The sequence below is a fragment of the Pseudomonas chlororaphis subsp. aurantiaca genome, assembly GCF_013466605.1.
Lineage (GTDB): Bacteria > Pseudomonadota > Gammaproteobacteria > Pseudomonadales > Pseudomonadaceae > Aquipseudomonas > Aquipseudomonas chlororaphis_I.
Window position 1 is genome coordinate 206,127 of sequence record NZ_CP059162.1, and the last position, 24,691, is coordinate 230,817.

Here is a 24,691-nt window from a genome sequence, read left to right on the forward strand (position 1 = left end):
CGAGGATGAATAAAAGTCAGAAGTTGTTTGGGGTCAGCTTGTTGGCGCTGATGGTCAGCGGTTGTGCCGTCAGCAGTAAACCGATTGAACGCAGTGTCAGCGAGCAGCGCGCCAGGAGCGACCTGCAGAGCATGTACAAGGACCAGGAACCGCTGAGCGGCCCGCTGACCCTGCACCAGGCCATGGCCCGGGCAGTGAAATACAACCTCGAAGGCCGGTTGAAAATCATGGAAGAGGCCCTGGCCAAGCGCCAACTGGACCTCGCCAGTTTCGACATGCTGCCGCGCATGGCCCTCTCCGCCGGCTACGTGGGGCGCAACAACGTCAGCGCCTCCAGCAGCCAGAGTGTGGAGACCGGTACCCAGTCCCTGGAACCATCGACCTCCCAGGACCGGGACCGCAGAGTGGCCGACCTGACCATGGTCTGGAACGTCCTGGACTTCGGCGTCAGCTACATCAACGCCAAGCAGCAGGGCGACCAGCGGCTGATCGTCCAGGAACGCCGGCGCAAGGTGATCAACACCATCGTCCAGGACGTGCGCTCGGCCTATTGGCGGGCGGTGGCGGCCGAACGCCTGCTCAAGCAGATCGACAGCCTCGCGGGCCGGGTCGAGCAGGCCCGCAGCAACAGCCAGAGCATGAGCCAGCAACGCATCGGCGACCCGGTGCAGGCCCTGGCTTACCAGCGCTCGCTGATCGAGGCCACGCGCCAGCTGGAGGAGCAGCGCCGGGCGTTGTCCCTGGCCAAGACCGAGCTGGCGACCCTGATCAACCTGCCCATGGGCACTAACCTGACCCTGGCGACCACCGACGATTACCCGGTGCCGGAACTCAAGGTCGATATGTCCCGCCTCGAACACGAGGCCCTGACCAGTCGCCCGGAACTGCGCGAGCAGGATTACCAGAGCCGCATCAGCGCTGCGGAAACCCGCAAGGCCATGCTGCGCCTGCTGCCGGGCCTGGAGTTCTCCGCTGGCGGGCACTACGACAGCAACTCGTTCCTGGTCAACGACAAGTGGGCCGACTACGGGGTGAAGGTCACCTGGAACCTGTTCAATGTGCTCTCCGCGCCGGCGGCCATCGACACCGCCAAGGCCGGTGAAGACGTCGCCGCGGCGCGCCGGCAGGCCATGTCGATTGCCGTATTGGCCCAGGTCTATGTGGCCAACGCCAACTACCGCGACGCGCTGCGCCAGTTCAAGACCAGCCAGGAACTGGCGGACATCGACGGGCAGATCGTCGGCCAGCTGCGCAACCGCTACCAGGCCAACGGCATCGGCGAGCTGGACCTGATCCAGGGCGAGCTGAACACCTTGCAGGCGGACCTGCGGCGCGACCTGGCCTATGCCGACCTGCGCAACGCCTACGGGCAGATCTTCGCCAGTGCCGGGCTCGACCCGCTGCCCAACGAGGTGCAATCGACCCAGGTGCAGTCCATCGCCTCGGCGCTGGCCAGCCGCGAGGCCGACTGGGCGGCGGGCAACATCAGCACGCCGGTGGCCCATGCCCAAAGACAATAACCTGCAGGCGCCCCAGGCCAGCGTCAGCCGAGCCCAGCGCGAGGCGCGCAACGGTCATCGTGGGGTGGCGATCCTGCTGACCGGCCTGCCGGCGGCGGGCAAGTCGACCCTGGCCCAGGCGCTGCAGGCCGGGCTGTTCCAGCACGGCCGGCAGAGCCTGGTGCTGGACGGCGATGCCTTGCGCGGCGGCCTGAACCGCGACCTGGGGTTCGCCGAGGCCGACCGCCGGGAAAACATCCGCCGCGCCAGCGAGCTGGCGGCCTTGCTGGTGGACAACGGGCAGATCGTGATCCTGGCGATGATCGCCCCGCTGATCGAGCAGCGCGAACTGTTCGCCCGGCGCCTGGGCGAGGACTACCTGGAAGTCTGGTGCAGCGCTTCGCTGGCGGTCTGTGAACAGCGCGACCCCAAGGGCCACTACGCCCGCGCCCGCAGCGGCGAGTTGCCGGGGTTCACCGGTATCTCGGCGCCCTACGAGCCGCCACGGGCCGCGCTGGAACTGGACACCGGCACCCAGTCGATCGAAGACTGCCAGCGGCAATTGCTCGGCTGGCTGGTCGAGCGCAAGGTGCTGCCTGCCTCATGAGCCGTCCGGCGTTCGCCCGGCTGCCGGTCAGCGTGGATCTGCCGCAGCTGTTGCGCGCCCTGGCGCGAATCGACGCGAGCGCCTGGCAGGGCCACTTCAACGGCGGCTACTACGAGGGCGACTGGAGCGGCGTGGCCTTGATCTCGGCGGTTGACGCGCCCTCCGAGCTGGCGCCGGGCAAGGGCCAACCGGTGCCGCGCGAACCCTGGCGCCAGGACCCGGACTGGCAACAGGCATTGCGCCACCTGCCCTTGCGGATCGTCTCGGCGCGCCTGCTGCGGCTGGGTCCGGGGGCGCGGATCCATGAGCACCGCGACTACGACCTGGGCGGCCCGGACGCCGACCTGCGCCTGCATATCCCCTTGCTCAGTCCGCCGCGGGTGGACTTCCTGCTCGACGGGCAGCGCATGCCGATGCTGGCGGGGGAGTGCTGGTTTCTCGACCTGTCGCGCCCGCACCGTGTGGACAATCACGACAGCGAGCAACGCATTCACCTGGTGATCGATTGTCGCCCCGATTCCTGGCTGGAGCAGATGATTGCCGAGGGTGTGCCGACTACGCCGACGCCTGGCCTGGGCCGCGCCGCCGTGGACTTCGCGCGGTTTTGTCGGTTGCTCGAAGAGGACCCCGCGCTGTGCCAGGTCTTGCAGACGCTGACCGACAGCGAAGCCTTTATCGAGCGCGCCCTGGTCCTGGCGGCGGAGCGCGGCCTGGCGTTCACCCGCGAAGACCTGCGTTCGGCCATGCGCCAGGGGCGGCGTCTGTGGAATGAACAATGGACGGCCTGAACCTGCACGGCTGGTTGCCGATCCGCCTCTGGCAGCCGCGTGACGAGTGGCGCGTCGACTGGTGCTGGTTCGGCGACAGGCCGCTGTCGCAGCCGTTTTTCCGCGAAGCGGTCGAAGAGGCCCTGCGCCTGCCGTTCAATCAGGCGTTCCGGCGCCAGACGTCGTTGTCTGCCCTGACTGAATGGCGCCAACGTAGCCCGGGCCTGGTTCCCAGTGCCTTTATCTTCCACGCCTCGCGCTGCGGTTCGACCCTGGTCAGCCAGATGCTGGCCTGCCTGGACGAGCATATCGTGGTGTCCGAACCGCCGCCGTTGGATGCCTTGCTACGCAGTTCGCTGGCGCCACAGGAGCGGGCTGCCGCGCTTGTGGGCTTGTTGTCGGCCTATGGGCAGGCGCGCCGCGGCACTGAGCAGCGGCTGGTGATCAAGCTCGATGCCTGGAACATCGGCGAACTGCCGCTGCTGCGCCAGTGCTTTGCCGATACGCCGTGGCTGTTCCTGTATCGCGACCCGCTGGAAATCGCCGTGTCGCATCTGCGCCGCGCCGGCATGCACATGACGCCGGGCCTGATCGGGCCTAGCGCTTTGGACGACGGTGAACCTTTCCAGGACCGGGAAAGCTGGATCGCCCGGCGTCTGGGGCGCTTGTTGCAGCTGGGGCTGGAGCACTGCCGCGAACACCATGGCCTGGTGCTGAACTACAGCGAGCTGCCCGCCGCCATGGACAGCCATCTGGGCGATTTTTTCGGCCTGAGCGCCGAGCAACGCCGGGCGGCATTCGCCTGTGTCGGCCAGCATGCCAAGCAGCCGGCCCAGGTCTTTGTCGATGACCGCCAGGGCAAGCGGCAACAGGCTTCAGCGCGATTGCGGGAGCAGCTGGAGCAATGGGCGCAGGCGCCTTACGCGGCGCTGGAGCAGTGGCGCAGCTGCGCGGTTCCGCAACCCCGGTTCAGTTTTTCGGCGACAACTCCGCCATGCCCTTGAGGAGCTCGATGGGCAGCGGGAAAACGATGGTCGAGCTTTTGTCGCCGGCAATCGCGCCCAGGGTCTGCATGTAGCGCAGTTGCATGGCGCCGGGCTGGCGGCCGAGCATTTCGGCGGCCTGCATGAGCTTTTCCGAGGCCTGCAATTCGCCTTCGGCGTGGATCACCTTGGCCCGACGTTCCCGCTCGGCTTCGGCCTGTTTGGCGATGGCGCGGATCATCGATTCGTTGAGGTCGACATGCTTGATCTCGACGTTCGCCACCTTGATGCCCCAGGCGTCGGTCTGGGCGTCGAGCACCTGCTGGATATCGGCGTTCAGGCGTTCGCGCTCGGCCAGCAGTTCGTCCAGCTCATGCTTGCCCAGCACCGCGCGCAGGGTGGTCTGGGCCAGTTGGCTGGTGGCCATGAGGAAATCCTCGACCTGGATGATCGCCTTCTGCGCGTCCAGCACGCGGAAGTACAGCACGGCGTTGACCTTGACCGAGACGTTGTCGCGGGTGATCACATCCTGGGTCGGCACGTCGAGCACCACGGTGCGCAAATCGACGCGGACCATCTGTTGGACGACCGGGATCAGCAGGACCAGCCCCGGTCCCTTGACTCGCCAGAAGCGCCCAAGCTGGAACACCACCCCGCGTTCGTATTCGCGCAGGATGCGAAACGCTGAGACCGCCAGCGCCAACAGCAGCGCCAGCAGCGCGCCAAAACCCAATTCCAGACCCATTTCATCCTCCTCGCGGCGCGGCCTCGGCCGTCGTCACTTCCAGAAGCAGCCCCTTGCGCGCCACCACCCGGACCCATTGCCCGGTTTGCAGCGGCGTTGCGCTCAGGACCTGCCAGTGTTCGCCCTGCAACAGCACCCAGCCGTTGTAAGGGTTGCCCGCCTGCACCGCGGTGATCGCCGTTATGCTGCCCACCAGCCCCGCGTCGCCAGCCACCTGTTGGCGCTGTCGCGCGCGCACCGCCATGCTCGCCAGTGTCGCCAGGAGCAGCGCACTGATCACCGCCAGGCTGACGATGAGCGGCAGGGGAATGCCATAGCCCGGGACATCGGTGTCCATCAGGATCACCGCGCCGACCACAAAGGAGACGATGCCGCCAAAGCCGATGACGCCGAAGGTCGGTAGAAAGGCTTCGGCGACCATGAAGGCGATGCCCAGCAGGATCAGGGCCACGCCGGCGTAGTTCACCGGCAGCAGCTGCAAGGCATACAGGCCGAGCAGCAGGCAGATGCCGCCGAGCACGCCGGGCACCGCGGTGCCCGGGTTGACGAACTCGAAGAACAGCCCGTAGATGCCGATCATCATCAGGATCAGCGCCACGCTGGGGTGGGTGATGACCGACAGCAGCCGCGTGCGCCAGTCCGGGTCGTGATGGATCACCGTCGCGCCCAGGGTATGCAGCTGCACCGCCTGGCCGGCGGCGATGAGGAACTTGCCGTCGAGTTGCCTGAGCAGGCCGTTCAGGTCATCGGCGACATAGTCGACCACCTTCAGCTTCAAAGCTTCCTGGGCCGGCAGGCTGACGGCCTCGCGCACAGCCTGTTCCGCCCACTCGACGTTGCGTCCGCGCAATTGCGCCAGGCCACGGATATAGGCCGCGGCGTCGTTGATCTGCTTCTGGCTGAGGGTGTCGGGTTCCGGTTCCGGGTTTTTGTCCGAGCGCGGCGCGGCGGGCGGGTTGGCGCCCGGTTCGGGCTGCCCCGGCATGCCGACCCGCACCGGGGTGGCGGCCCCGAGGTTGGTGCCCGGGGCCATGGCGGCGATATGGCTGGCATACAGGATGTAGGTGCCGGCGCTGGCGGCGCGGGCGCCACTGGGGGCGACGTAGCTGGCCACCGGCACCGGGCTGGCGAGGATCGCCTTGATGATCGAGCGCATCGAGGTATCGAGGCCGCCCGGGGTGTCGATACCCAGCACCACCAGTTGGGCGTGTTCGTCGGCGGCCTTGTCCAGGCCGCGCACTACGTAGTCGGCGCTGGCGGGGCTGATCACATCGCTGACCGTGAGCACCACCACCGGCTTCACGGCCTGGGCGTGCCCGGTCGGCAGGCCGATCAGCACAGCCAGCAGCAGCCCTTTCAATGTTGCCCGCCACCCACGCCCGTTCATCCGACCCTCCTGGAGAGTCATGTGTCTCGGTTGCCAGCCGTTCGCTGGCTTTGTCCTTGAGTCTAGTAGAGCGTGGGATTGAGCGAATTTTGAGCAGCCTCTTGCTCGCGTGCCGTTCGGAAGTTCGTCAGTAGGCGAGGGCGGCGCGGCCTAGACTTTGTGAAGGGAATGACAGTCGTTAACCCATCGTCCTGCAAAGCCGTTCAGGACACCGAGGTGCATCATGCGTATGGCAAAAACCGTGCAATGCAGCCTGGAACAGGCGCATTGCGATTTTGACGTGGTGGCTCATCCACATTCTTCGAGCAGCCTGGAGACCGCCCGGGTCGCGGGAGTTCCCGCCGAACGCGTGGCCAAGTCGGTGATCCTCGACGACAGTCACGGCCACTACCTGATGGCCGTGCTGCCGGCCAGCCGCCACCTGGATCTGAGCAAGGTGCGCGGCAGCAACGAATGGCAGATCACCCGGGAAAGCACCCTGGCGCATCTGTTCAACGATTGCGAACGCGGCGCGGTACCGGCCCTGGGCGAATCCTATGGGCTGGACGTGGTGATCGATCCGCTGCTGACCCGGCAGAAAGACATCTACCTGGAAGCCGGCAACCACAACAACCTGGTGCATCTGAGCATGGACGAGTACCTGAAAATGGTGCCTCATGCCGAGGTGTGCGAGGTCAGCTACTAGCGCCGTCGGTGCCAGTAGCAATCCTTTGCTGGTTGACTCGCTCCTGCAGGCTGTTTCTGCAGGAGCGCGGCTGCACGCGATCGACCGCGCGGCAGTCGTCCGACATTCCCAACCCATTCAGGAGCCCCCCATGGAATCCCCATCCCACAGCCTGCCCGCCCTGTTCAAACAACTCGGCCTGTCCGACGACCCTGTGGACATCGATCGTTTCATCGCCACCCATTCGCCGCTCAAGCCGGAACTGCACCTGGCGGATGCCTTCTTCTGGACCCCCAGCCAGGCGGACTTCCTGCGCAACGAGATCCTCGACGACGCCGACTGGGCGGAAGTGGTGGATCAGCTGGATGTGTTGTTGAGGAAGGGGCGGGGTGTTTGAGGCATCAGGCTTCGGTTGGAGGCCACTGGCGCGAGGTATGCACCAGCGCCAGGATCCACACCGCATCCTGATGGAGTTGGTAGACCAGGCGGTAGCTTTGATGAGGGATCAGTTCGCGGGTGCCGGCGATCAATCCGGCGCGTCCGGCTTGAGGATGTTGCACCAGCTGCGTAGCCGATTGGCTGAAGCGTATGTCCATGTCCAGCGCCGCCTGCGGATTCAGGGCATGCAGGTAATCCCATATGTCTGCACGATCCTGTGCGGCTTGCGGCGTCCAGATCACCTTCATTGCCGGGGCGTTACCTGTGCCCTGCGGGCCGCGAAGGTGGCTTCCAGGTCATCGTTGGCGATGCCTTTTCCAGCGGTCATGGATGCGCGTGCGGTGTCGACCTTCCGTTGCAGAAAGGCCTCGTACTCCCGGGCTTCCCGTTGTTCCTGCACGAATTGACGCATCATTTCCCGGACGATCTGCGATGCGGGGCGGTGGCTGGCCTCGGCCTCGGCCATAAACTGATCGCGCAAGTCGGCTTCGAGTTTCATCGTGAAAACAGCGTGTTTGGGCATGGGACAGTTCCTGTGAAACGTATATACCAAGTATATACATCTTCAGTATCTGAGCCGGCCCCGGTTTCCCGATGACGACGATCGGTCGGTTAATTGTTTCAAAACTTGACTGAAACCCCATGCACCATTGATAGTTAGCAAACTAACAGTGTGCGAACTTTCCTTTGCCCGACTCTCTCGAATCACTCCAGATGAATATCAGCAGTGGCATGGTGGTCGCCGCCCGGCATTGGCGGCGGATCTGCCAGAGCACGCTGGTCAACTATGGAATCTCCGAAGCCTGTGCCGTGCCCCTGCTGATGATCGGGCGCCTGGGCGAGGGCGTGCGCCAGGTGACGGTGGCGCAGGCATCGGGGATGGAAAGCCCGTCCCTGGTGCGTTTGCTGGACCAGCTGTGCAGCGCCGGTTACGCCTGCCGTACCGAGGATCCCCACGATCGCCGGGCCAAGTGCCTGAGCCTGACCGATACCGGCCGCGAGCTGGTGCAGTCGGTGGAAGCTGAATTGGTGCGCCTGCGCCGCGAGGTGCTGGAAGGCATCACACCGGCGGACCTTGAGGCCGCGTTGCGGGTGATCCGCGCCTTCGAGTCGGCTGTCCAGACGCCGGCGGTGCCTTCTTGAGCGGATTCTTCACCGGCGTCCCCCCAGCACGCGACTGGTTCTACGGCGTGCGCACCTTTGCCGCGTCGATGATCGCGCTGTACATCGCCATGCTCATGCAGATGCCGCGTCCGTACTGGGCGATGGCCACGGTGTACATCGTCTCCAGCCCGTTCGTCGGGCCCACCAGTTCCAAGGCGCTGTACCGCGCCATCGGCACCTTGCTCGGCGCCTCGGCGGCGGTGCTGTTCGTGCCGATGTTCGTGCAGAGCCCCTATCTGCTGGTGGTGATCATCGCCCTGTGGACCGGAATCCTGCTGTTCCTTTCCCTGCACCTGCGTACCGCCAACAGCTATGCGCTGATGCTGGCCGGCTACAGCCTGCCGCTGATCGCCCTGCCGGTGGTGGATAATCCGCTGGGGGTGTGGGACGTGGCGGAAGCCCGCACCGAGGAGATCTTCCTCGGCATCGTCTGCGCGGCCATGGTCGGCAGCATGTTCTGGCCACGGCGGCTGGCGCCGGTGTTCGTCAATTCGGCGGGCAAATGGTTCGCCGACGCATCCACCTACAGTCAGTGCTTTCTCACTCGCGATGTGCAGCCAGAAGAAGTCAGCGCCTTGCGCGCGTCCATGGTCGCCACCTTCAACAGCCTGGAGCTGATGATCGGCCAGTTGCCCCACGAAGGCGCGCGCCCGCAGACCGTGCGCAATACCAAGGAACTGCGCGGGCGCATGATCCACCTGCTGCCCGTGGTCGACGCCCTGGACGACGCCCTGTACGCCCTGGAGCGGCGCACCCCGGAACTGGTGGAGCAGTTCGCGCCGCTGCTGGCCCAGGCCGGGCAATGGCTGGAAATCACCGCCCAGGGCGCGTCGGTCGAGCGCTGGCAGGCCCTGCGCAGTCAGCTCGAAGCGCTGCAACCCGATGCCGAAGCCCTCGACGACCGGCGCCAGTTGCTGTTTTCCAACGCCCTGTACCGCCTCGGCGAGTGGATTGACTTGTGGCAGGACTGCCGCAGCCTGCAACACGCCATCCAGTGCGAAAGCCAGGACATCTGGCGCGCGGTCTATCGCCACTGGCGCCTGGGCCGCCTGACACCGTTCCTCGACCGCGGGCTGATGTTGTATTCGGTGGCTTCCACGGTCCTGGCGATCATCGTCGCCTCGGTGCTGTGGATCCTCTTGGGCTGGACCGACGGCGGCAGCGCGGTGATCCTCGCGGCGGTGGCCTGCAGTTTCTTCGCCTCGATGGACGACCCGGCGCCGCAGATCTACCGGTTCTTCTTCTGGACCGCGATGTCGGTGCTGTTCGCCAGCCTCTACCTGTTCCTGATCCTGCCCAACCTGCACGATTTCCCGATGCTGGTGCTGGCCTTTGCCGTGCCCTTCATCTGCGTCGGTACCCTGACGGTGCAGCCGCGCTTTTACCTGGGCATGCTGCTGACCATCGTCAACACCTCGTCCTTCATCAGCATCCAGGGCGCCTACGACGCCGACTTCATGAGCTTCGCCAACTCCAACCTGGCCGGACCCATGGGCTTGCTGTTCGCCTTTGTCTGGACCCTGGTCGCGCGGCCGTTCGGCTCGGAACTGGCGGCCAAGCGCCTGACCCGTTTCAGCTGGCAGGACATCGTCGGCATGACCGAACCCGCCAACCTGGCCGAACACCGCCAGCTGGGCGTGCAGATGCTCGACCGCCTGATGCAGCACCTGCCGCGGCTGGCCATGACCGGCCAGGACACCGGCGCCGCCCTGCGCGAAGTGCGCGTCGGCCTGAACCTGCTGGACCTGCTGGCCTACGCCCCGCGGGCCCAGGGCAACGCGCAGGCGCTGTTGCGCCAGGTGGTGGCCGAGGTCGGCGCCTACTTCAAGGCCTGCCTCAAGGCCGGCGAACGCCTGCCGGCGCCGAGCGGCCTGCTGATGACCCTGGACCGCGCCCGCCGCACCCTGGATGCCAGGAGCCAGGACGACCGCGAAACCCGTTTGCACCTGCTGCACGCCCTCAGCGGCCTGCGCCTGGCCCTGCTGCCCGGCGTGGAGTTCGTCGGCGGTGGCGAGCTTGAAGAACCGCTGCCCCATGGCATCGATGGAGCGCCCTTATGATCGGTGACCTGGATATCAGCGGGGTGTTCCTGCCCACGCTGCTGGTGCTGATGGGCCTTACCTATGGCTTGTACCTGGTGGTCCACGGGTTGCTGACGCGCCTGCATTTCTATCGCCTGGTCTGGCACCGGGCTTTGTTCAACGTTGGTCTGTACGCTTTGCTGCTCGGCGCCGTGGACTCACTCAGTCGATACCTGATGACATGAAAAAACCTTTATTGACCATCGGCCGTGTGGTCCTGACCTTGCTGGTGGTGGGCTTCGCGGTCGTGGTGGTCTGGCGCATGGTGATGTACTACATGTTCGCGCCCTGGACCCGGGACGGGCATATCCGTGCCGACATCGTGCAGATCGCCCCGGACGTCTCCGGGCTGATCCAGCAGGTGCAGGTGCGGGACAACCAGCTGGTCAAGCGCGGCCAGGTGCTGTTCAGCATCGACCAGGACCGTTTCAGCCTGGCCCTGCGCCAGGCCAAGGCGTCCCTGGCCGACCGCCAGGAAACCCTGGCCCAGGTCCAGCGCGAGGCCAGGCGCAACCTTGGCCTGGGCAACCTGGTGCCCCGCGAGCAGCTGGAAGAAAGCCAGTCCCGGGTGGCCCGTGCCCAGTCGGCCCTGGCCGAAGCCCAGGTGGCGGTGGACAGCGCTCAGTTGAATCTCGACCGTTCGGTGATCCGCAGCCCGGTGGATGGCTACGTCAACGACCGCGCGCCGCGCGCCCAGGAATTCGTCACCGCCGGTCGCCCGGTATTGTCGGTGGTGGACAGCAACTCCTTTCACATCGACGGTTATTTCGAAGAAACCAAGCTCGACGGCATTCACATCGGCCAGAGCGTCGATATCCGGGTGATCGGCGATCGCGCGCGGCTGCGCGGGCATGTCGAAAGCATCGTCGCCGGCATCGAGGACCGCGACCGCAGCAGCGGTTCCAACCTGCTGCCCAACGTCAACCCGGCCTTCAGTTGGGTGCGCCTGGCCCAGCGGATTCCGGTGCGCATTGCCTTTGACGAGGTGCCGGAAGACTTCCGCATGATCGCCGGGCGCACCGCCACCGTGTCGATCATCGACGATCAGGCGCCAATCCGGTCGGAGCCGGCGCAATGAACAGCGCCCTGCGTTTGGCCACCGTCGGGCTCGGCTATTTGCTGCTGTCGGCCTGCCAGATGGTCGGCCCGGACTACCGGCTGCCGGACGACGCGGCGCTGCATCGCAGCGATTTGCAGGGCGACCTGGCCGGTTCGGGCGAAAGCGTGGTCTCGGCGCCGGTCCCGGCGGACTGGTGGCGCTTGTACCAGGACCCGCGCCTGGACCAGCTGGTGCAGCAGGCCATGGCCTCCAACACCGACCTGCGGGTCGCGGCGGCCAACCTGGCGCGGGCCCGCGCCCAGGTCGACGAGGCCCAGGCGGCCGGCGGCTGGAGTGGCGGGGTCAAGGCCGGGGTCGAGCGCCTGCAGGAGTCCGGCGAAGCCTTCCTGCTGCCGGAGAAAGTGCCGGTGGCCAACGTCGGCAACCTGTCCGTCAGCACCTCTTATCAGTTCGACCTGTTCGGCACCCTGCAGCGCGGCATCGAGGCGGCCCAGGCCAACGCCGACGCGACCCAGGCGGCGGCCGATACCGCGCGCATCACCCTGGTGGCGGATGTGGTACGGGCCTACACGCAGGTCTGTGCGGCCAACGAAGAGCGCGAGATCGCCGAGCATTCCCTGGACCTGCAAGCCCAGAGCACAGAACTCACCCAGCGCCTGCGCGACGCCGGGCGCGGCGACGAAACCCAGGTCACCCGCTCCCAGACCCAGTTCAAGTCCCTGCGCGCCGAACTGCCGCGCTACGAGGCGGCGCGCCAGTCGGCGCTGTTCCGCCTGTCGATGCTGCTGGCCAAACCGGTGGAACAACTGCCCGCTGGCACCGGCAGTTGCGCCGAGTTGCCGCACATTGCGCAATTGTTGCCGGTGGGTGACGGCGCGGCGCTGCTCAAGCGCCGCCCGGATGTCCGCCAGGCCGAGCGCCGGCTGGCCGCTGCCACCGCGGAAATCGGCGTGGCCACCGGCGCCCTGTACCCGGACATCAGCATCGGCGCGACCGTTGGTACCGTGGGCATCGTCGATAACCTCGGCAAACCCTCCAGCAACCGCTGGGGCTTCGGCCCGCTGATCAGCTGGACGGTCCCGGCCAACGGCGCCCGCGAACGCATTCATCAGGCCGAAGCCGCCAGCCAGGGCGCCCTGGCGCATTTCGACGGGGTGGTGCTCAACGCCATCCGCGAAACCCAGACCGGCCTGGCCCAATACAGCGCCCAGCTGCAACGCCGTGACGCCCTGGCCGATGCCGAGCAGTCGGCGCGGCAGGCCGCCGACCAGACCCACCGCTTCTTCCAGGCCGGCCGCGAGTCGTTCCTCGCCGACCTGCAGGCGACCCGCACCTATACCGACGTACGGGCCCAGCTGGCGGCGGCCAACACCCAGGTGGCGATGAGCCAGATCGACCTGTTCCTGGCCCTGGGCGGTGGCTGGGAAAGCGGACGAACGCAAGCCTCGAACCCCGGCAAACCCTGAGGCCGTTGCTATGCTTTGATCAGTTGGGTGAGCACCTTGCGTCCAGTGCTCGGCCAGCGGTCAGGCACGTGATGGTCATGGGGATTCCAATAATGAAAAACCCTTATGCTCTCGGCTTCTGGTGCGCCATCGTTGCACTGGTGCTGCTTTCTGCGACTTATTTCTACGGCGTCATGCTGGCGCACCAGATCGACAAGGCAATGATCTTTCTCGACAGCGCCAGCGCGCTGATTGCGGTGAGCGCCATCGTCTTCGTTGCCTGGACGTCGTTCCAGACCCAGAAAATCAAGAAAAAACAGCTGGAACAGGGCAAGACCCTGGTGGCGATCTGGGACACCAAAGTCGCCCTGCGCCGCGTTGAAACCGTGTTCGACCGTTACTTCTGGGGCAGTTACTGGCAGCCGGGGCGGACCTTTCAGGAAGTCATGGGCGAGTTGACCGGCACCCCCCTGGAAAAAAGCCTCGAAGCCCTGAAAAAACAGTGCGTACTACTGGATAAACAGGCCGCCGACGGTCGCCACTGGCTGAACAATGCCCGCGAGCTGTCCGATGTCGCCGCCGCCATGGCCCGCGAACGTTATCAACTGGACTTCTGCGACCCGCGTTCGGAAACACCGGGTGGCGCGGTGATCAACCGCGATTTCGAAGTGCTGGTCTACACTTGGACCGCCCGCCTGAAAAGCTTCGATCATCAGCTCGACGCACTGGAAGTCGAATACTCCGAACATGCCTAGCGGCCGAAGGGAGGCACGCAAACCCTGTAGCCGCTGCCGAGCGTGCGAGGCTGCGACCGGTTGCAAAGCAGCCGCAAAACCTGAATCCGCTATCCACCTGGAAAAATGCGTCGTCTGGCCTACGACGGCTGCGCCAGCGGCTACAGGAACCGTCCCGTACATTCACTACTTTTCACATGGAAAGGTTGGGCCGCCTGGCCCGGCCGGTGCTAATCTTCGGCAGTTTTACGCACAGTCGAGCCACAACCCGTACCGGGTTCAGGGAAGACGACCACACATTCAACAACGGATCGATCGGGTCAAATAATGAATAAATCAGCAGGCGTACTGTTAGGAATCGTCGTCGCAGTGGGGGCTATCAGCGCCGGCGGCGCCTGGTATACCGGGACCAAGCTGGAAGGGGTGCTGCAAACCTCTATCGCTGATGCCAACAAGGAACTCCAGGCAGCCATGGTCGGTTCCAACGGTACCGCCAGCCTGGAGCTGGTATCGCTGGAGCGCAATCTGTTCAGCAGCACCGCGCGCTACCGCCTCAAGGGCCAGGGCGAGATGTTCGGCGACAGCGCCGAGGGCGTCGAACTGCTGTTCGTCGACCGCATCGAACACGGCCCGCTGCCGTTCTCGCGCCTGATGACCCTGAAATGGCTGCCGGTCATGGCCACCAGTCACTACGAGCTGGAAAAGAACGCCCTGACCGAAAAATGGTTCGCCGCCACCAAGGATGTTTCCCCGCTCAAGGGCGTGGTCAACCTGGGTTACGACCGTTCCGCCACCGGCAACCTGGAGTTGCTGCCGCTGGACACGGCCCTGGACGACAAGTCGACCCTCAAGTTCTCCGGGCTGAAGCTGGACCTCTCGACCAGCGCCGAAGCGCAGAAGGTCAAGGCCGAAGGCTACATGGACAGCCTCAAGCTCAACAGCGTCGCCGAAGACCAGACCCCGGTGCAGGTCGAGCTCAACGGCCTGACCCTGGCCAGCAACCTGACCAAGAGCAACTATGGCTTCTACGTCGGCGACAACACCCTGGAGCTGACCAGCACCAAGGCCACGTTCGGCGAGAAACAGTCGGTGCTCAGCTTCAAGAATTCGCAAATCAAGAGCGCCACCGACGAGACCGGCGCCCACCTGGCCGGCCGCGCCGACTACAAGATCGGCGAAGTCGCCCTCAACGGCAAAGCCGTCGGTTCGGCGCAAATGACCTGGAGCATGAAGAACCTCGACATCGCCTCCGGCATGTCGCTGATGCAGGTCTACCAGAACAAGCTGCAACCCTACGAAGACGCCGTCGCCGCGGCCGAAGCCGCCGGTGAGCCAGCGCCCGAGCTGAACCTGAGCGAGGCCGAGCAGGCCCAGGTCAAGGCCGACCTGGACAAGCTGCTGGCTGCCCAGCCGCACATCGCCCTGGAAAACCTCTCGTTCAAGACCACCAACGGCGAAAGCCGCCTGAGCCTGGTGGTGGACCTGAACAAGCCGCAATCCATGGAACTGCCACCGGCCGAACTGAGCAAGCAACTGCTCACCCAGCTGAACCTGAACCTGCTGCTGTCCAAGCCGATGATCGCCGACGTGGCGGCGTTGCAGGCGCAACTGGACGGTGTGACCGACGCCAAGGCGATCGCCGACCAGGGCAGCATGGCCGCCGACATGGTCAGCGGCATGGCGCTGGGCACCCAGCTGGCCAAGCTGGAAGGCAACGACATCGTCTCCAAGGTGCGCTACGCCAACAACGAAGTGGACTTCAACGGCCAGAAAATGACGCCTGAGCAGTTCGTCGGTTTTGTCATGAGCAAACTGGGACCAGTCACCATCCAGTAAACCTCGAAAACCCCTTCGCGGGGTTTTCAGCCAGAAACGCCCGGCCTCCGTAGTACGGATCCGCCGGGCGTTTTTTTGCCTGCATCCGACTGGAGAACCCCCGCCCAGAGCCTCCTTGAATAGGGCTACAGGCCACGTCATTCGTGGGTTCGGGCAGAAACGAATCTGAAGAAATATTGCATTTGCGCATCTGCATCAGCCTTGCATGGAAGACTCCGCCCCAATCTGGCCGAGTCATCTGATTCGGCTTCCTGGCACGTATCAGGCGGGGGGACACAAGACCCCGGCCAGCCATGTAAGGACGCTGAAGAAAATGCCGCCCATTGTTCACCCCGTTCGCCTTTATGGTTTGCGACCGCTGCTGCGCCTGGCGTTATGCAGCCAATTGCTGTGGCCGACCCTGGCCCTCGCCGACCCGGCGTACGACCGCCTGATTCTCGACGCCCGCGCCGGCAGCTATGCGCCAGCCCTGAGCCATTTGCGCCAGGTGCCGGCCGACCGCCTGAACACCGGGCTGGTCAGCGACCACCTGCAGATCGCCAGCTGGGCCGGCCTCGACGCCGAGGTGGTGAATGTCTATGAAACCCAGGCCCGTGGCCGGGTGCTGCCGATCCAGGCGCTGACCGCCACCGCCCGTGCCTACCGCAATCTGCAGCGCTGGGACTCGGCGATCCAGGTCTACCGCCTGGCCCTCGAACGCGACCCGCGCAATCCCGACCTGCAACTGGGTCTGGCCCTGACCCAGGCCGACGCCGGCAAGCCCGAGGAAGCCGTGCGCCGCGCCCGCGAGTTGGTGGCGGCCAAGCCTGACGATGCCACCCGCCGCCTGGCCCTGGGCTACGCCCTGACCCGCGCCGGTTCGACGTATGACGCGCTGTTCGAGTTCGACCAGGCGTTCATCCGCGCCGGCAACCGGCCGGAAGTCGCCCGCGAATACGTGTTCGCCCTGCAACGGGCACGCCTGCCGGAGCCGGCCTTGCGCCTGGCCCGCCAGCGCCCGGGGCTGATCGATCCGGTGATTGAGCGTCGCCTGCAAGGCGACCTGGCCGCCGAGCGCGTGCGCCTGGCCGAGCTGGCCACCCGCAGCGAGAAGGAGCGGTATGTCATCGCCGACCGTGCCCTGGCCGATTACGACCAACTGCTCGCCACCTGGACCCCGGACCCGGCGGCCAAGGACGACGTGACCCGCTGGCGCATCGACCGCATGGGCGCGCTCAAGGCCCGGGCGCGCACCGCCCAGGTGATCGACCAATACCACGAGCTGACCGCCGAAGACGTGGCTATCCCCACCTACGCCCTGCGCTGGGTGGCGGCCTCCTACCTGGACCAGCGCCAGCCGGAGATCGCCAGCGACCTCTATCGCCAGGTGCTGGCGGCGCCGGATGCCGATGTCGGCGACCGCGTCGAAGACAGCACCGCGCTGTATTACGCCTTGCTGGAAAACGACCGCCCACAGGAGGCGCAACAGGTCGCCGACGACCTGGCCAGGAACCAGAAACCGCGGGTCGAGCTCAAGGGCCTGCCGGTGGGCAACCCCAACGATGAATGGATGGACGCCCAGCAACTCGCCGCCCAGTCCGGTACCTACAGCGCCGACCTGCCGGGCAGCGAGCAGCGCCTGGCCAGCCTGGTGGACCAGGCGCCGGGCAATATCGGCTTGCGCGTGGCCCAGGCCAACCTGTACCTGGCCCGGGACTGGCCGCGTCGCGCCGAGGGCCTGCTCAAGGAAACCGAGAGCATGGCGCCGCGCGATGTCGGCCTCGAGGTCGCCCAGGGTCACACCGCCCAGGACCTGCAGGAATGGCGTCAGCTCGATGCCCTGACCGACGATGTGGTGCAGCGTTATCCCGACAACCGTCAGGTGCAGCGCCTGGCCCGCCAGCGCCAAGTGCACGACATGGCCGAGCTGCGGGTCGAGACCTATGGCGGCAAGAGCTACGGCGGCGGCAACAACGGCGCCGGCGCGGTTTCCGGCAGCAAGGATTTCGGCATCGAGACGGTGCTCTACAGCCCGCCGATCGATGAAGACTGGCGGCTGTTCGGCGGCCTCGGCTATGCCACCGGCGACTTCCAGGAAGGCACCGGGCATCACCGCTGGCAGCGTATCGGCGTGGAACGCCGGACCCGCGACATGACCCTGGAAGCGGAAGTCTCCAACCATTCCTACGGCTTCGACGACAAGCAGGGCGCGCGGCTGTCCCTGGCCCGCGACATCGATGATCACTGGCAGTACGGCGCCAGCCTGGAATACCTCTCGGCCAATACCCCGCTACGGGCGCTCAACAGCAACATCTACGCCAATGGCGGCAGCGCGTTCCTGCGCTGGCGGGCCAACGAGAGCCGTGAATGGCGGCTGGCCCTGAGCCCCTCGCACTTCAGCGACGGCAACAACCGTTTCGAAGCCCTGCTCACCGGTCGCGAGGGCATCTATGCCACGCCGCATGTGCAGGTCGACCTGGGGCTGGAAGTCGGCGCCAGCCGCAACACCAAGGAAGACACGCCCTACTTCAACCCCAAGTCGGACTTCACGGTGCTGCCGACGGTGAACGTCAACCACGTGCTCTATCACCGCTACGAAACCTCCTGGAGCCAGCAGTTCCAGGCGGGCGCCGGTACCTACAGCCAGCGCGATTACTCCACCGGGGCGATCGGCCTGCTCAGCTATGGCCAGCGCGTGACCTGGAACGACGTGTTCGAAGCCGGGGCCGCCCTGAGCGTGCTCAACCGGCCTTACGACGGCGACCGGGAAACCGACCTGCGCCTGCTCCTCGACCTTACCTATCGCTTCTAGAAGAGTCCGAAGATGCCTCCGATGACCCGTTGCATCCTCCTGCTGGGAGCCCTGATTCTCAGCGCCTGCGCCCAGCCCGCCGCGGATTTCCTGCCGCCGGCGCAACGCCCCGTGCCCGCCAGCGAAACCCCGTGGCCGAAAAACCACGTGCTGGGCATTGCCTACCACGACGTCGAAGACCGCGACCCCGACCAGGCGGTGGTGGCCGTGCGCACCGAACGCTTGATCGAACAGCTGGCCTGGCTGCGCGAGAACGGCTACCAGCCGGTCACCGTGGACCAGATCATGGCGGCGCGCAAAGGCGGCCCCGAGCTGCCGGCCAAGGCCGTGCTGCTGAGCTTCGACGACGGTTATGCGAGCTTCTACACCCGCGTGCTGCCGGTGCTGCGCAGCTACAACTGGCATGCCCTGCTGGCGCCGGTGGGGGCGTGGGTCGATACCCCGCTGAACCAGCCGGTGGATTTTGCCGGCACCCCGCGCAAGCGCTCGGACTTCCTGACCTGGCAGCAGGTCCGCGAGATCTCCCGTTCCGGCCTGGTGGAAATCGCCGCCCACACCGATGCCAACCACAAAGGTGTGCTGGCCAACCCCCAGGGCAACCTGCAACCGGCCGCCGCCACCCGGCGCTATGACGCCAGCAGCGGGCGCTATGAAAGCGAGGCCGAGTTCGAGGCGCGTCTGCGCAGCGACGTGGCGGCGATCTCGAAAAAAATCCGCGCCGCCACCGGCTACAGCCCGCGCGTCTGGGTCTGGCCATACGGCGCCGCCGACGGCACGGCGCTGCGGGTGGTGGGCGAGCAGGGCTACGACATGGCCCTGACCCTCGACGACGGCCTCGATACCCTCGACAACCTGATGAGCAGCCCGCGGTTCCTGGTGTCCTCGGACCCGGATGGCATCCATTTCTCCAACAGCATCGTCGGCGTCGAAGCCAGCAACCCGATGCGCGTGGCCCATGTCGACCTGGACAACGTCTACGACCCGGACCCGCAGCAGCAGGAAATCAACCTCGGCAAGCTGGTCCAGCGCATGGCCGACCTGGGCGTGAATACCGTGTTCCTGCAAGCCTTCGCCGACCCCAAGGGCGATGGCCTGGTGCACTCGCTGTACTTCGCCAACCGTCACCTGCCGGTGCGCGCCGACATCTTCGACCGGGTCGCCTGGCAACTGCGCACCCGGGCCAACGTCAAGGTGTTCGCCTGGATGCCGGTGCTGAGTTTCGCCCTCGACCCGAGCCTGCCGCGCGTGACCCGCTGGGACCCGGAAACCGGCCAGGTCGCGGTCGACCCCGACCAGTACCGGCGCCTGTCGCCGTTCGACCCGAAGGTGCGGCGCATCATCGGTGAGATCTACCAAGACGTGGCGCGCCTGACCTCGGTGGACGGCATCCTCTACCATGACGACGCGGTGCTCTCCGACTTCGAAGACGCCAGCCCCGAAGCGCTGCGCACCTACGCCGCCAATGGCTTGCCCGGCTCGATCGCCGCCTTGCGCGCCGATCCGGCGACCCTGCAGCGCTGGACCCGCTTCAAGAGCCGCTACCTGATCGACTTCACCCATGAGCTGACCGCCAAGGTCAAGGCGATCCGCGGGCCGCAGGTGCTGACCGCGCGCAACCTGTTCGCCGAGCCGATGCTCAACCCGCAGAGCGAAGCCTGGTTCGCCCAGAACCTCGACGACTTCCTCGCCCACTACGACTGGACCGCGCCGATGGCCATGCCGTTGATGGAGGGCCAGCAGCGCAAGGCTTCCGGCGCCTGGCTGGAGCAACTGGTGGCCACGGTCAAGGCACGCCCCGGCGCGCTCAACCGTACCGTCTTCGAACTGCAGGCCCGGGACTGGGCGCAAAAACCGGCGAGCGATATCGACGCCGCGCAGATGGCCGACTGGATGGGCCGACTCAAGCGCCAGGGCGCGACCAGTTTCGGCTACTACCCGGATAACTTTCTCGAGAACTCGCCGGACCTGAAGACCATCCGTCCTGCGCTCTCCACCAAGTGGAATCCTTAAATCATGTTGGATCGACTGTTAGCCCTGCTCGTTCTGGCGATTGTCCTCGGTGTGCCGCTGGGCCTGATCTTCCTGGTGACCGGCCAGTTCCTGATGGACTTCGTGTTCTTCTACCCGCTGTTCATGTCCGGCCTGTGGATCGCCGGCGGCCTGTACTTCTGGCTGCACTGGGAACGCCACTGGCCCTGGAAGGACGACACCTTGCCGCCGGCGCTGGCGGGCGAGCCGCTGATCAGCATCCTGATCCCTTGCTACAACGAGGGCGACAACGCGGCGGACACCATCCACGCGGCGTTGGCCCAGCACTACCCGAACATCGAAGTCATCGCGATCAACGACGGCTCCAAGGACAACACCGCGCAAGTGCTGGATGCCCTGGCGCTGGAGGATCCACGGCTGCGGGTGGTGCACCTGGCCCAAAACCAGGGCAAGGCCGTGGCCCTGCGCATGGGCGCCGTGGCGGCGCGCAGCGAATACCTGGTGTGTATCGACGGCGACGCGCTGCTGGCGCCGAACACCGCGGCCTACCTGGTGGCGCCGCTGCTGGAGAATGCGCGCCTGGGCGCGGTGACCGGCAACCCGCGGATCCGCACCCGCTCGACCCTGGTGGGCCGGGTCCAAGTGGGCGAGTTCTCCTCGATCATCGGCCTGATCAAGCGCACCCAGCGGGTGTTCGGGCGGATCTTCACGGTCTCCGGGGTGATTGTCGCCTTCCGCCGTTCGGCCCTGCACCGGGTCGGCTACTGGAGCCCGGACATGATCACCGAAGACATCGACATCAGCTGGAAGCTGCAGCTCGATCACTGGAGCATCTTCTACGAGCCACGGGCGCTGTGCTGGATCCTCATGCCGGAAACCCTGCACGGCTTGTGGAAGCAGCGCCTGCGCTGGGCCCAGGGCGGCGCCGAGGTGCTGTTCAAGAACATCCGCGGGATCTGGCAATGGCGCCACCGCTACCTCTGGCCGCTGTTGTTCGAGTACTGCCTGTCCACCGGCTGGGCCTTCACCTTCCTGCTGTCGGTGATCTTCTGGGGCGTCGGCAAGTTCATCGTCATGCCCGAAGCCATCGCCGTCGACCGCCTGATGCCGCCGGCCTTCACCGGGCTGGTGCTGGCGATGGTCTGCCTGCTGCAGTTCGCGGTCAGCATCCTGATCGACCGCCGGTATGAAAAGGGCTTGGGCAAGACCATGTTCTGGGTGGTCTGGTACCCCCTGGTGTTCTGGTTCGTCAGCCTGCTCACCACGCTTGTCAGTTTCCCCAAGGTGCTGTTCAGCCAACACCAGAAGCGTGCGCGCTGGATCAGCCCCGACCGTGGCATCAAGCCCATAGATGATGAAGAGGAGGCTCGCTGATGAAGATCATCAGAACCCGTCAACGCCCATTGCTGGTGCTCGTCGATGCGGCGTTCACCGTGCTGGCCTGGATCGGCCTGGTGTACCTGCTGGCGCGCGGCCTGTGGCCGCTGATCGACACCCACGACGGCCCGCGTATCGAAATCGGCGTGCTCGAGGCGCTGGGCACCTTGCAGATCTACCTGTGGGTGGCCCTGCTCAATGCCGCCGTGCTGATCCTCTGGGCGCGTTACCAGCAGCGCAAGAGCAAAAGTTTTTCCCGGCGCCGCCTGCCGTCGCCGGCGGTGGACGACCGGCGCCTGAGCGAAAGCTTCAAGCTCAGCGCCGCCAACTTTGCGCGCATGCGCCAGCCCGGGACCATGACGGTGCACAACGACGAGGAGGGCGGCATCAGCCTTGTCACCACCGGCTTCATGCGCCTCAACGCCGAACGTGCGCCGCATGCGCCGGTGCTGGCGGATGCCATGGAGCGCTGATTCAGCCGCTGATTGAAGGTGGCAGGTCAGGGCGGCCGGGTAAAAATCCCGGTTGCCGTCGAAAAAAGCCCCGGAGTTGAAAAAATCCGGGGTTTTTTCGTTTACAAGCGGCTGCGGCTCAAGCTCAATCAGCGGCAATATCGCTCAAGCGCAACGCTTCGCCGCGCAGCTATAGTCTCCAGGCTCCTGTTTCCAGGCTCCGATGAACCCATTCGCAGAAGGTGCTCGCGTATGTCCCGTTTTGCTTCTTTCAATACCTGGCTGGCCGCCAGCGCCGTCCTGCTGTGCCTGCAATTGCCGGCCCAGGCCCAGGAGCGTTTCACCCTGAACGTGCCCGGTGTCTCGGACAACCGCCTCTTCACCCCGGCCAGCGCCAGCGATGCCAAGGGCTGCGGCGGGCATAACCTGTCGCCGGCCCTGGCCTGGACCGCCGGCCCCGAAGGCACCCGCAGCTACGCCATCGTGATGCACGACCCGGACGGCGCCAAAGGCCAGGGTATCGACCACTGGGTGCATTACGGGATCAAGGCCACGACCCGGCAGATCGCCACGGGCGCGGGGGCCAAGGGCACCCTGGAAGGGCTGGGCGGCACCAACAGCAAGGGCACCACCACCTACGTCGGCCCGTGCCCGCCGGTGGGCGACAGCGCGCACCACTACATCATCCAGATCTACGCCCTGGAGCTGGCGCCCGATGCCTTGCCGGCCGGCCTGACCCGCGCCCAGCTGCTGGAGAAGATCAACGGCCACGTGCTGCGTAACAGCAGCGTGGTGCGGCGCTATCTGCGCTAAGAAAAAAATTTTCCGGGGCTTAACCCGAATCGCCCAGGGGCTTCGTCTGAAGGGGGGAATGGATCAATTTCTCCCGAGGTCAGCTCCCATGTTCCTTCCTCCGTACTACCTTCGCCCCGCCGTTCACGGGTGCGCCGCCGGGTTGCTGTTGGCCATGGCCGGTTGCGGCCCGTCCGCGCCGGATACCCGGGGCGGCGCCTTGCCCGTCGAGGAAACGGTCGCACCCCAGGCTACCGTGCCCTCGCCGAGCGAGGCCCAGCGCGCCGATGTGATCCTGGCCGGATCCAACCACGCCAAGGCGCTCGCCCCGACGCCCATGCACACCTCGATGATGACGCGCGAATCGCTGCCCGGCGGCTACCGCGCCGAGCCGCGGGAGCAGTACCGGAACCTGCCGGACAACCCGATCCAGAGCGTGGCGCAGGCCCCGGTCTCGACCTTCAGCGTCGACGTCGATACCGGCGCCTACGCCAACGTCCGGCGCCTGCTCAACCAGGGCAGCCTGCCGCCGCAAGGCGCGGTGCGCCTGGAGGAACTGGTCAATTACTTCCCCTACGATTACGCCCTGCCCGGCGATGGCTCGCCGTTTGGCGTGACCACCGAGATCGCGCCGTCGCCCTGGAACCCCCACACCCGCCTGCTGCGCATCGGTATCAAGGCTTCGGATCGCGCCGTTGCCGAGCTGGCGCCGGCCAACCTGGTGTTCCTGGTGGACGTATCCGGCTCCATGGATCGCCGCGAAGGCCTGCCGCTGGTGCAAAGCACCCTCAAGCTGCTGGTCGACCAGTTGCGCGAGCAGGACCGGGTGTCGCTGGTGGTGTATGCCGGCGAATCGCGGGTGGTGCTGGAGCCCACTTCCGGGCGCGACAAGGCGAAGATCCGCAACGCCATCGAGCAACTGACGGCGGGCGGTTCCACCGCCGGCGCCTCGGGCATCCAGCTGGCGTACCAGATGGCCCGCCAGGGCTTCATCAAGAACGGCATCAACCGCATCCTGCTGGCCACCGACGGTGACTTCAACGTCGGCATCAGCGACTTCGACCGCCTCAAGCAGATGGCCGTCGAGCAGCGTAAAAGCGGAGTGTCGCTGACCACCCTCGGTTTTGGCGTGGACAACTACAACGAGCACCTGATGGAGCAACTGGCCGACGCCGGCGATGGCAACTACGCCTACATCGACAATCTGCGCGAGGCGCGCAAGGTCCTGGTGGACCAGCTCGGCTCGACCCTGGCGGTGGTGGCCAAGGACGTGAAGTTGCAGGTGGAATTCAACCCGGCCCAGGTCAGTGAATATCGCCTGCTGGGCTACGAGAACCGCGCGCTGAAACGCGAGGACTTCAACAACGACAAGGTCGATGCCGGCGAAATCGGGGCCGGGCATACGGTCACCGCGCTGTATGAAATCGTGCCCAAGGGCGAGCGGGGCTGGCTGGAGCCGCTGCGTTATGGCCAGGCCCAGGCGTCGTCGGAATCGAACAGCAAGGGCGACGAGCTGGCCATGCTGCGGGTGCGCTACCAGGCACCGCAGGGCGGCGGCAGCCGGCTGATCGAGCGGCCGATCCTGGCTTCGCAGCAGCACGGCAAACTCGCCCAGGCCAGCGATGATCTAAGATTTGCCGCAGCCGTGGCGGCGTTCGCCCAGCAGCTCAAGGACGGTCGCTACACCGGCGACTTCGGCCTCAAGGACACTGTGGCCCTGGCCCGCGGCGCCAAGGGCGAAGACCGTTTCGGCCTGCGCGGCGAGTTCGTGCAACTGGTGGAACTGGCGCAGAGCCTGCAGACTGCCGCTCCGGCGGATCAACCGGGACGCTCCGCGCAGGCCCTGAGCCGCCGTGAGTAACGTCATGACTCACCACCAG

The 24,691-nt window shown here is 65.9% G+C and carries 23 protein-coding genes; 19 read left to right on the plus strand and 4 right to left on the minus strand.

Translation table 11 applies throughout. The annotated features are described in order from the left end of the window. The first annotated feature begins 5 nt into the window (after positions 1-5). Genes H0I86_RS00855 through H0I86_RS00870 form a run of 4 tightly spaced genes read left to right on the plus strand, consistent with a single transcriptional unit; the run spans position 6 to position 3,877 of the window. Positions 6-1,520 (plus strand): TolC family protein, encoded by a 1,515-nt coding sequence (locus H0I86_RS00855; RefSeq protein WP_180923518.1) that lies wholly within the window; start codon positions 6-8, stop codon positions 1,518-1,520. Beyond that, positions 1,504-2,106: an adenylyl-sulfate kinase gene (gene cysC, locus H0I86_RS00860; RefSeq protein WP_023969909.1), complete on the plus strand. Its 603-nt coding sequence runs from the start codon at positions 1,504-1,506 to the stop codon at positions 2,104-2,106. The genes H0I86_RS00855 and cysC overlap by 17 nt, the downstream gene beginning before the upstream one ends. After that, a complete protein-coding gene (locus tag H0I86_RS00865; RefSeq protein WP_180923519.1) occupies positions 2,103-2,894 on the plus strand; it encodes an aspartyl/asparaginyl beta-hydroxylase domain-containing protein in 792 nt (263 codons plus the stop codon). Before cysC ends, H0I86_RS00865 begins: the two co-directional genes overlap by 4 nt. After that, positions 2,882-3,877, plus strand: a complete 996-nt coding sequence (locus tag H0I86_RS00870) for a sulfotransferase family protein (RefSeq protein WP_180923520.1) — start codon at positions 2,882-2,884, stop codon at positions 3,875-3,877. The genes H0I86_RS00865 and H0I86_RS00870 overlap by 13 nt, the downstream gene beginning before the upstream one ends. Here the strand turns inward: H0I86_RS00870 and H0I86_RS00875 are convergent. Next, on the minus strand, positions 3,843-4,601 hold the full coding sequence (locus H0I86_RS00875) for a slipin family protein (RefSeq protein ID WP_180923521.1): 759 nt from the start codon (positions 4,599-4,601) through the stop codon (positions 3,843-3,845). The genes H0I86_RS00870 and H0I86_RS00875 overlap by 35 nt on opposite strands. Position 4,602: 1 nt before the next feature. Then, positions 4,603-5,988 (minus strand): NfeD family protein, encoded by a 1,386-nt coding sequence (locus tag H0I86_RS00880; RefSeq protein WP_180923522.1) that lies wholly within the window; start codon positions 5,986-5,988, stop codon positions 4,603-4,605. Positions 5,989-6,211: 223 nt separating this feature from the next. Here H0I86_RS00880 and H0I86_RS00885 point away from each other — a divergent pair, with 223 nt between their 5' ends. Beyond that, positions 6,212-6,673, plus strand: a complete 462-nt coding sequence (locus H0I86_RS00885; RefSeq protein WP_180923523.1) for an aminoacyl-tRNA deacylase — start codon at positions 6,212-6,214, stop codon at positions 6,671-6,673. A 130-nt stretch (positions 6,674-6,803) separates the two neighbouring features. Further along, positions 6,804-7,049, plus strand: a complete 246-nt coding sequence (locus tag H0I86_RS00890; protein WP_025808545.1) for a DUF2789 domain-containing protein — start codon at positions 6,804-6,806, stop codon at positions 7,047-7,049. 4 nt (positions 7,050-7,053) lie between these two features. Here the strand turns inward: H0I86_RS00890 and H0I86_RS00895 are convergent, their stop codons facing one another. Both H0I86_RS00895 and H0I86_RS00900 read right to left on the minus strand, forming a co-directional pair. Then, positions 7,054-7,338 (minus strand): type II toxin-antitoxin system RelE/ParE family toxin, encoded by a 285-nt coding sequence (locus tag H0I86_RS00895; protein ID WP_180923524.1) that lies wholly within the window; start codon positions 7,336-7,338, stop codon positions 7,054-7,056. Then, a complete protein-coding gene (locus H0I86_RS00900) occupies positions 7,335-7,613 on the minus strand; it encodes an antitoxin of toxin-antitoxin stability system (RefSeq protein WP_180923525.1) in 279 nt (92 codons plus the stop codon). Before H0I86_RS00900 ends, H0I86_RS00895 begins: the two co-directional genes overlap by 4 nt. A gap of 191 nt (positions 7,614-7,804) precedes the next feature. On the opposite strand from H0I86_RS00900, the gene H0I86_RS00905 reads away from it, so the two are divergent. The 13 genes from H0I86_RS00905 (at position 7,805) to H0I86_RS00965 (ending at position 24,672) form a co-directional block, all read left to right on the plus strand. Continuing rightward, a complete protein-coding gene (locus H0I86_RS00905; protein ID WP_180923526.1) occupies positions 7,805-8,233 on the plus strand; it encodes a MarR family winged helix-turn-helix transcriptional regulator in 429 nt (142 codons plus the stop codon). After that, positions 8,230-10,314, plus strand: coding sequence for an FUSC family protein (locus H0I86_RS00910; RefSeq protein WP_180923527.1), 2,085 nt, complete (start codon positions 8,230-8,232; stop codon positions 10,312-10,314). Before H0I86_RS00905 ends, H0I86_RS00910 begins: the two co-directional genes overlap by 4 nt. Then, positions 10,311-10,520 carry a DUF1656 domain-containing protein gene (locus tag H0I86_RS00915; protein WP_007932080.1) on the plus strand — a complete coding sequence of 70 codons (210 nt, stop codon included), beginning with the start codon at positions 10,311-10,313 and terminating at the stop codon, positions 10,518-10,520. The genes H0I86_RS00910 and H0I86_RS00915 overlap by 4 nt, the downstream gene beginning before the upstream one ends. Continuing rightward, positions 10,517-11,413: an efflux RND transporter periplasmic adaptor subunit gene (locus H0I86_RS00920; RefSeq protein WP_180923528.1), complete on the plus strand. Its 897-nt coding sequence runs from the start codon at positions 10,517-10,519 to the stop codon at positions 11,411-11,413. Before H0I86_RS00915 ends, H0I86_RS00920 begins: the two co-directional genes overlap by 4 nt. Continuing rightward, positions 11,410-12,861: an efflux transporter outer membrane subunit gene (locus H0I86_RS00925; protein WP_180923529.1), complete on the plus strand. Its 1,452-nt coding sequence runs from the start codon at positions 11,410-11,412 to the stop codon at positions 12,859-12,861. The genes H0I86_RS00920 and H0I86_RS00925 overlap by 4 nt, the downstream gene beginning before the upstream one ends. 92 nt (positions 12,862-12,953) lie before the next feature. Continuing rightward, a complete protein-coding gene (locus tag H0I86_RS00930; protein ID WP_016705008.1) occupies positions 12,954-13,595 on the plus strand; it encodes a hypothetical protein in 642 nt (213 codons plus the stop codon). A 306-nt stretch (positions 13,596-13,901) separates the two neighbouring features. Next, a complete protein-coding gene (locus H0I86_RS00935) occupies positions 13,902-15,410 on the plus strand; it encodes a YdgA family protein (protein ID WP_180923530.1) in 1,509 nt (502 codons plus the stop codon). A gap of 313 nt (positions 15,411-15,723) precedes the next feature. Continuing rightward, positions 15,724-18,201: a poly-beta-1,6 N-acetyl-D-glucosamine export porin PgaA gene (pgaA, locus tag H0I86_RS00940; RefSeq protein WP_180923531.1), complete on the plus strand. Its 2,478-nt coding sequence runs from the start codon at positions 15,724-15,726 to the stop codon at positions 18,199-18,201. Positions 18,202-18,213: 12 nt separating this feature from the next. Then, complete coding sequence (gene pgaB, locus H0I86_RS00945) at positions 18,214-20,211, plus strand: poly-beta-1,6-N-acetyl-D-glucosamine N-deacetylase PgaB (protein ID WP_180923532.1); 1,998 nt, start codon at positions 18,214-18,216, stop codon at positions 20,209-20,211. 3 nt (positions 20,212-20,214) lie between these two features. After that, a complete protein-coding gene (gene pgaC, locus H0I86_RS00950; RefSeq protein ID WP_180923533.1) occupies positions 20,215-21,564 on the plus strand; it encodes a poly-beta-1,6-N-acetyl-D-glucosamine synthase in 1,350 nt (449 codons plus the stop codon). Continuing rightward, the gene (gene pgaD / locus H0I86_RS00955; RefSeq protein ID WP_180923534.1) at positions 21,564-22,040 is read left to right on the plus strand and encodes a poly-beta-1,6-N-acetyl-D-glucosamine biosynthesis protein PgaD; all 477 of its coding nucleotides are present in this window, start codon (positions 21,564-21,566) and stop codon (positions 22,038-22,040) included. Before pgaC ends, pgaD begins: the two co-directional genes overlap by 1 nt. A 231-nt stretch (positions 22,041-22,271) precedes the next feature. Next, on the plus strand, positions 22,272-22,832 hold the full coding sequence (locus H0I86_RS00960) for a YbhB/YbcL family Raf kinase inhibitor-like protein (RefSeq protein WP_180923535.1): 561 nt from the start codon (positions 22,272-22,274) through the stop codon (positions 22,830-22,832). A gap of 88 nt (positions 22,833-22,920) precedes the next feature. Further along, complete coding sequence (locus H0I86_RS00965) at positions 22,921-24,672, plus strand: vWA domain-containing protein (protein WP_180923536.1); 1,752 nt, start codon at positions 22,921-22,923, stop codon at positions 24,670-24,672. The last annotated feature ends 19 nt before the right edge of the window (positions 24,673-24,691 follow it).

Bases quoted from the DNA above. Each gene is read 5' to 3' on its own strand.
- H0I86_RS00855 (WP_180923518.1), top strand. From the start codon at position 6: ATGAATAAAAGTCAGAAGTTGTTTGGGGTCAGCTTGTTGGCGCTGATG.
- cysC (WP_023969909.1), top strand. From the start codon at position 1,504: ATGCCCAAAGACAATAACCTGCAGGCGCCCCAGGCCAGCGTCAGCCGA.
- H0I86_RS00865 (WP_180923519.1), top strand. From the start codon at position 2,103: ATGAGCCGTCCGGCGTTCGCCCGGCTGCCGGTCAGCGTGGATCTGCCG.
- H0I86_RS00870 (WP_180923520.1), top strand. From the start codon at position 2,882: ATGGACGGCCTGAACCTGCACGGCTGGTTGCCGATCCGCCTCTGGCAG.
- H0I86_RS00875 (WP_180923521.1), bottom strand. From the start codon at position 4,601: ATGGGTCTGGAATTGGGTTTTGGCGCGCTGCTGGCGCTGCTGTTGGCG.
- H0I86_RS00880 (WP_180923522.1), bottom strand. From the start codon at position 5,988: ATGAACGGGCGTGGGTGGCGGGCAACATTGAAAGGGCTGCTGCTGGCT.
- H0I86_RS00885 (WP_180923523.1), top strand. From the start codon at position 6,212: ATGCGTATGGCAAAAACCGTGCAATGCAGCCTGGAACAGGCGCATTGC.
- H0I86_RS00890 (WP_025808545.1), top strand. From the start codon at position 6,804: ATGGAATCCCCATCCCACAGCCTGCCCGCCCTGTTCAAACAACTCGGC.
- H0I86_RS00895 (WP_180923524.1), bottom strand. From the start codon at position 7,338: ATGAAGGTGATCTGGACGCCGCAAGCCGCACAGGATCGTGCAGACATA.
- H0I86_RS00900 (WP_180923525.1), bottom strand. From the start codon at position 7,613: ATGCCCAAACACGCTGTTTTCACGATGAAACTCGAAGCCGACTTGCGC.
- H0I86_RS00905 (WP_180923526.1), top strand. From the start codon at position 7,805: ATGAATATCAGCAGTGGCATGGTGGTCGCCGCCCGGCATTGGCGGCGG.
- H0I86_RS00915 (WP_007932080.1), top strand. From the start codon at position 10,311: ATGATCGGTGACCTGGATATCAGCGGGGTGTTCCTGCCCACGCTGCTG.
- H0I86_RS00920 (WP_180923528.1), top strand. From the start codon at position 10,517: ATGAAAAAACCTTTATTGACCATCGGCCGTGTGGTCCTGACCTTGCTG.
- H0I86_RS00925 (WP_180923529.1), top strand. From the start codon at position 11,410: ATGAACAGCGCCCTGCGTTTGGCCACCGTCGGGCTCGGCTATTTGCTG.
- H0I86_RS00930 (WP_016705008.1), top strand. From the start codon at position 12,954: ATGAAAAACCCTTATGCTCTCGGCTTCTGGTGCGCCATCGTTGCACTG.
- H0I86_RS00935 (WP_180923530.1), top strand. From the start codon at position 13,902: ATGAATAAATCAGCAGGCGTACTGTTAGGAATCGTCGTCGCAGTGGGG.
- pgaA (WP_180923531.1), top strand. From the start codon at position 15,724: ATGCCGCCCATTGTTCACCCCGTTCGCCTTTATGGTTTGCGACCGCTG.
- pgaB (WP_180923532.1), top strand. From the start codon at position 18,214: ATGCCTCCGATGACCCGTTGCATCCTCCTGCTGGGAGCCCTGATTCTC.
- pgaC (WP_180923533.1), top strand. From the start codon at position 20,215: ATGTTGGATCGACTGTTAGCCCTGCTCGTTCTGGCGATTGTCCTCGGT.
- pgaD (WP_180923534.1), top strand. From the start codon at position 21,564: ATGAAGATCATCAGAACCCGTCAACGCCCATTGCTGGTGCTCGTCGAT.
- H0I86_RS00960 (WP_180923535.1), top strand. From the start codon at position 22,272: ATGTCCCGTTTTGCTTCTTTCAATACCTGGCTGGCCGCCAGCGCCGTC.
- H0I86_RS00965 (WP_180923536.1), top strand. From the start codon at position 22,921: ATGTTCCTTCCTCCGTACTACCTTCGCCCCGCCGTTCACGGGTGCGCC.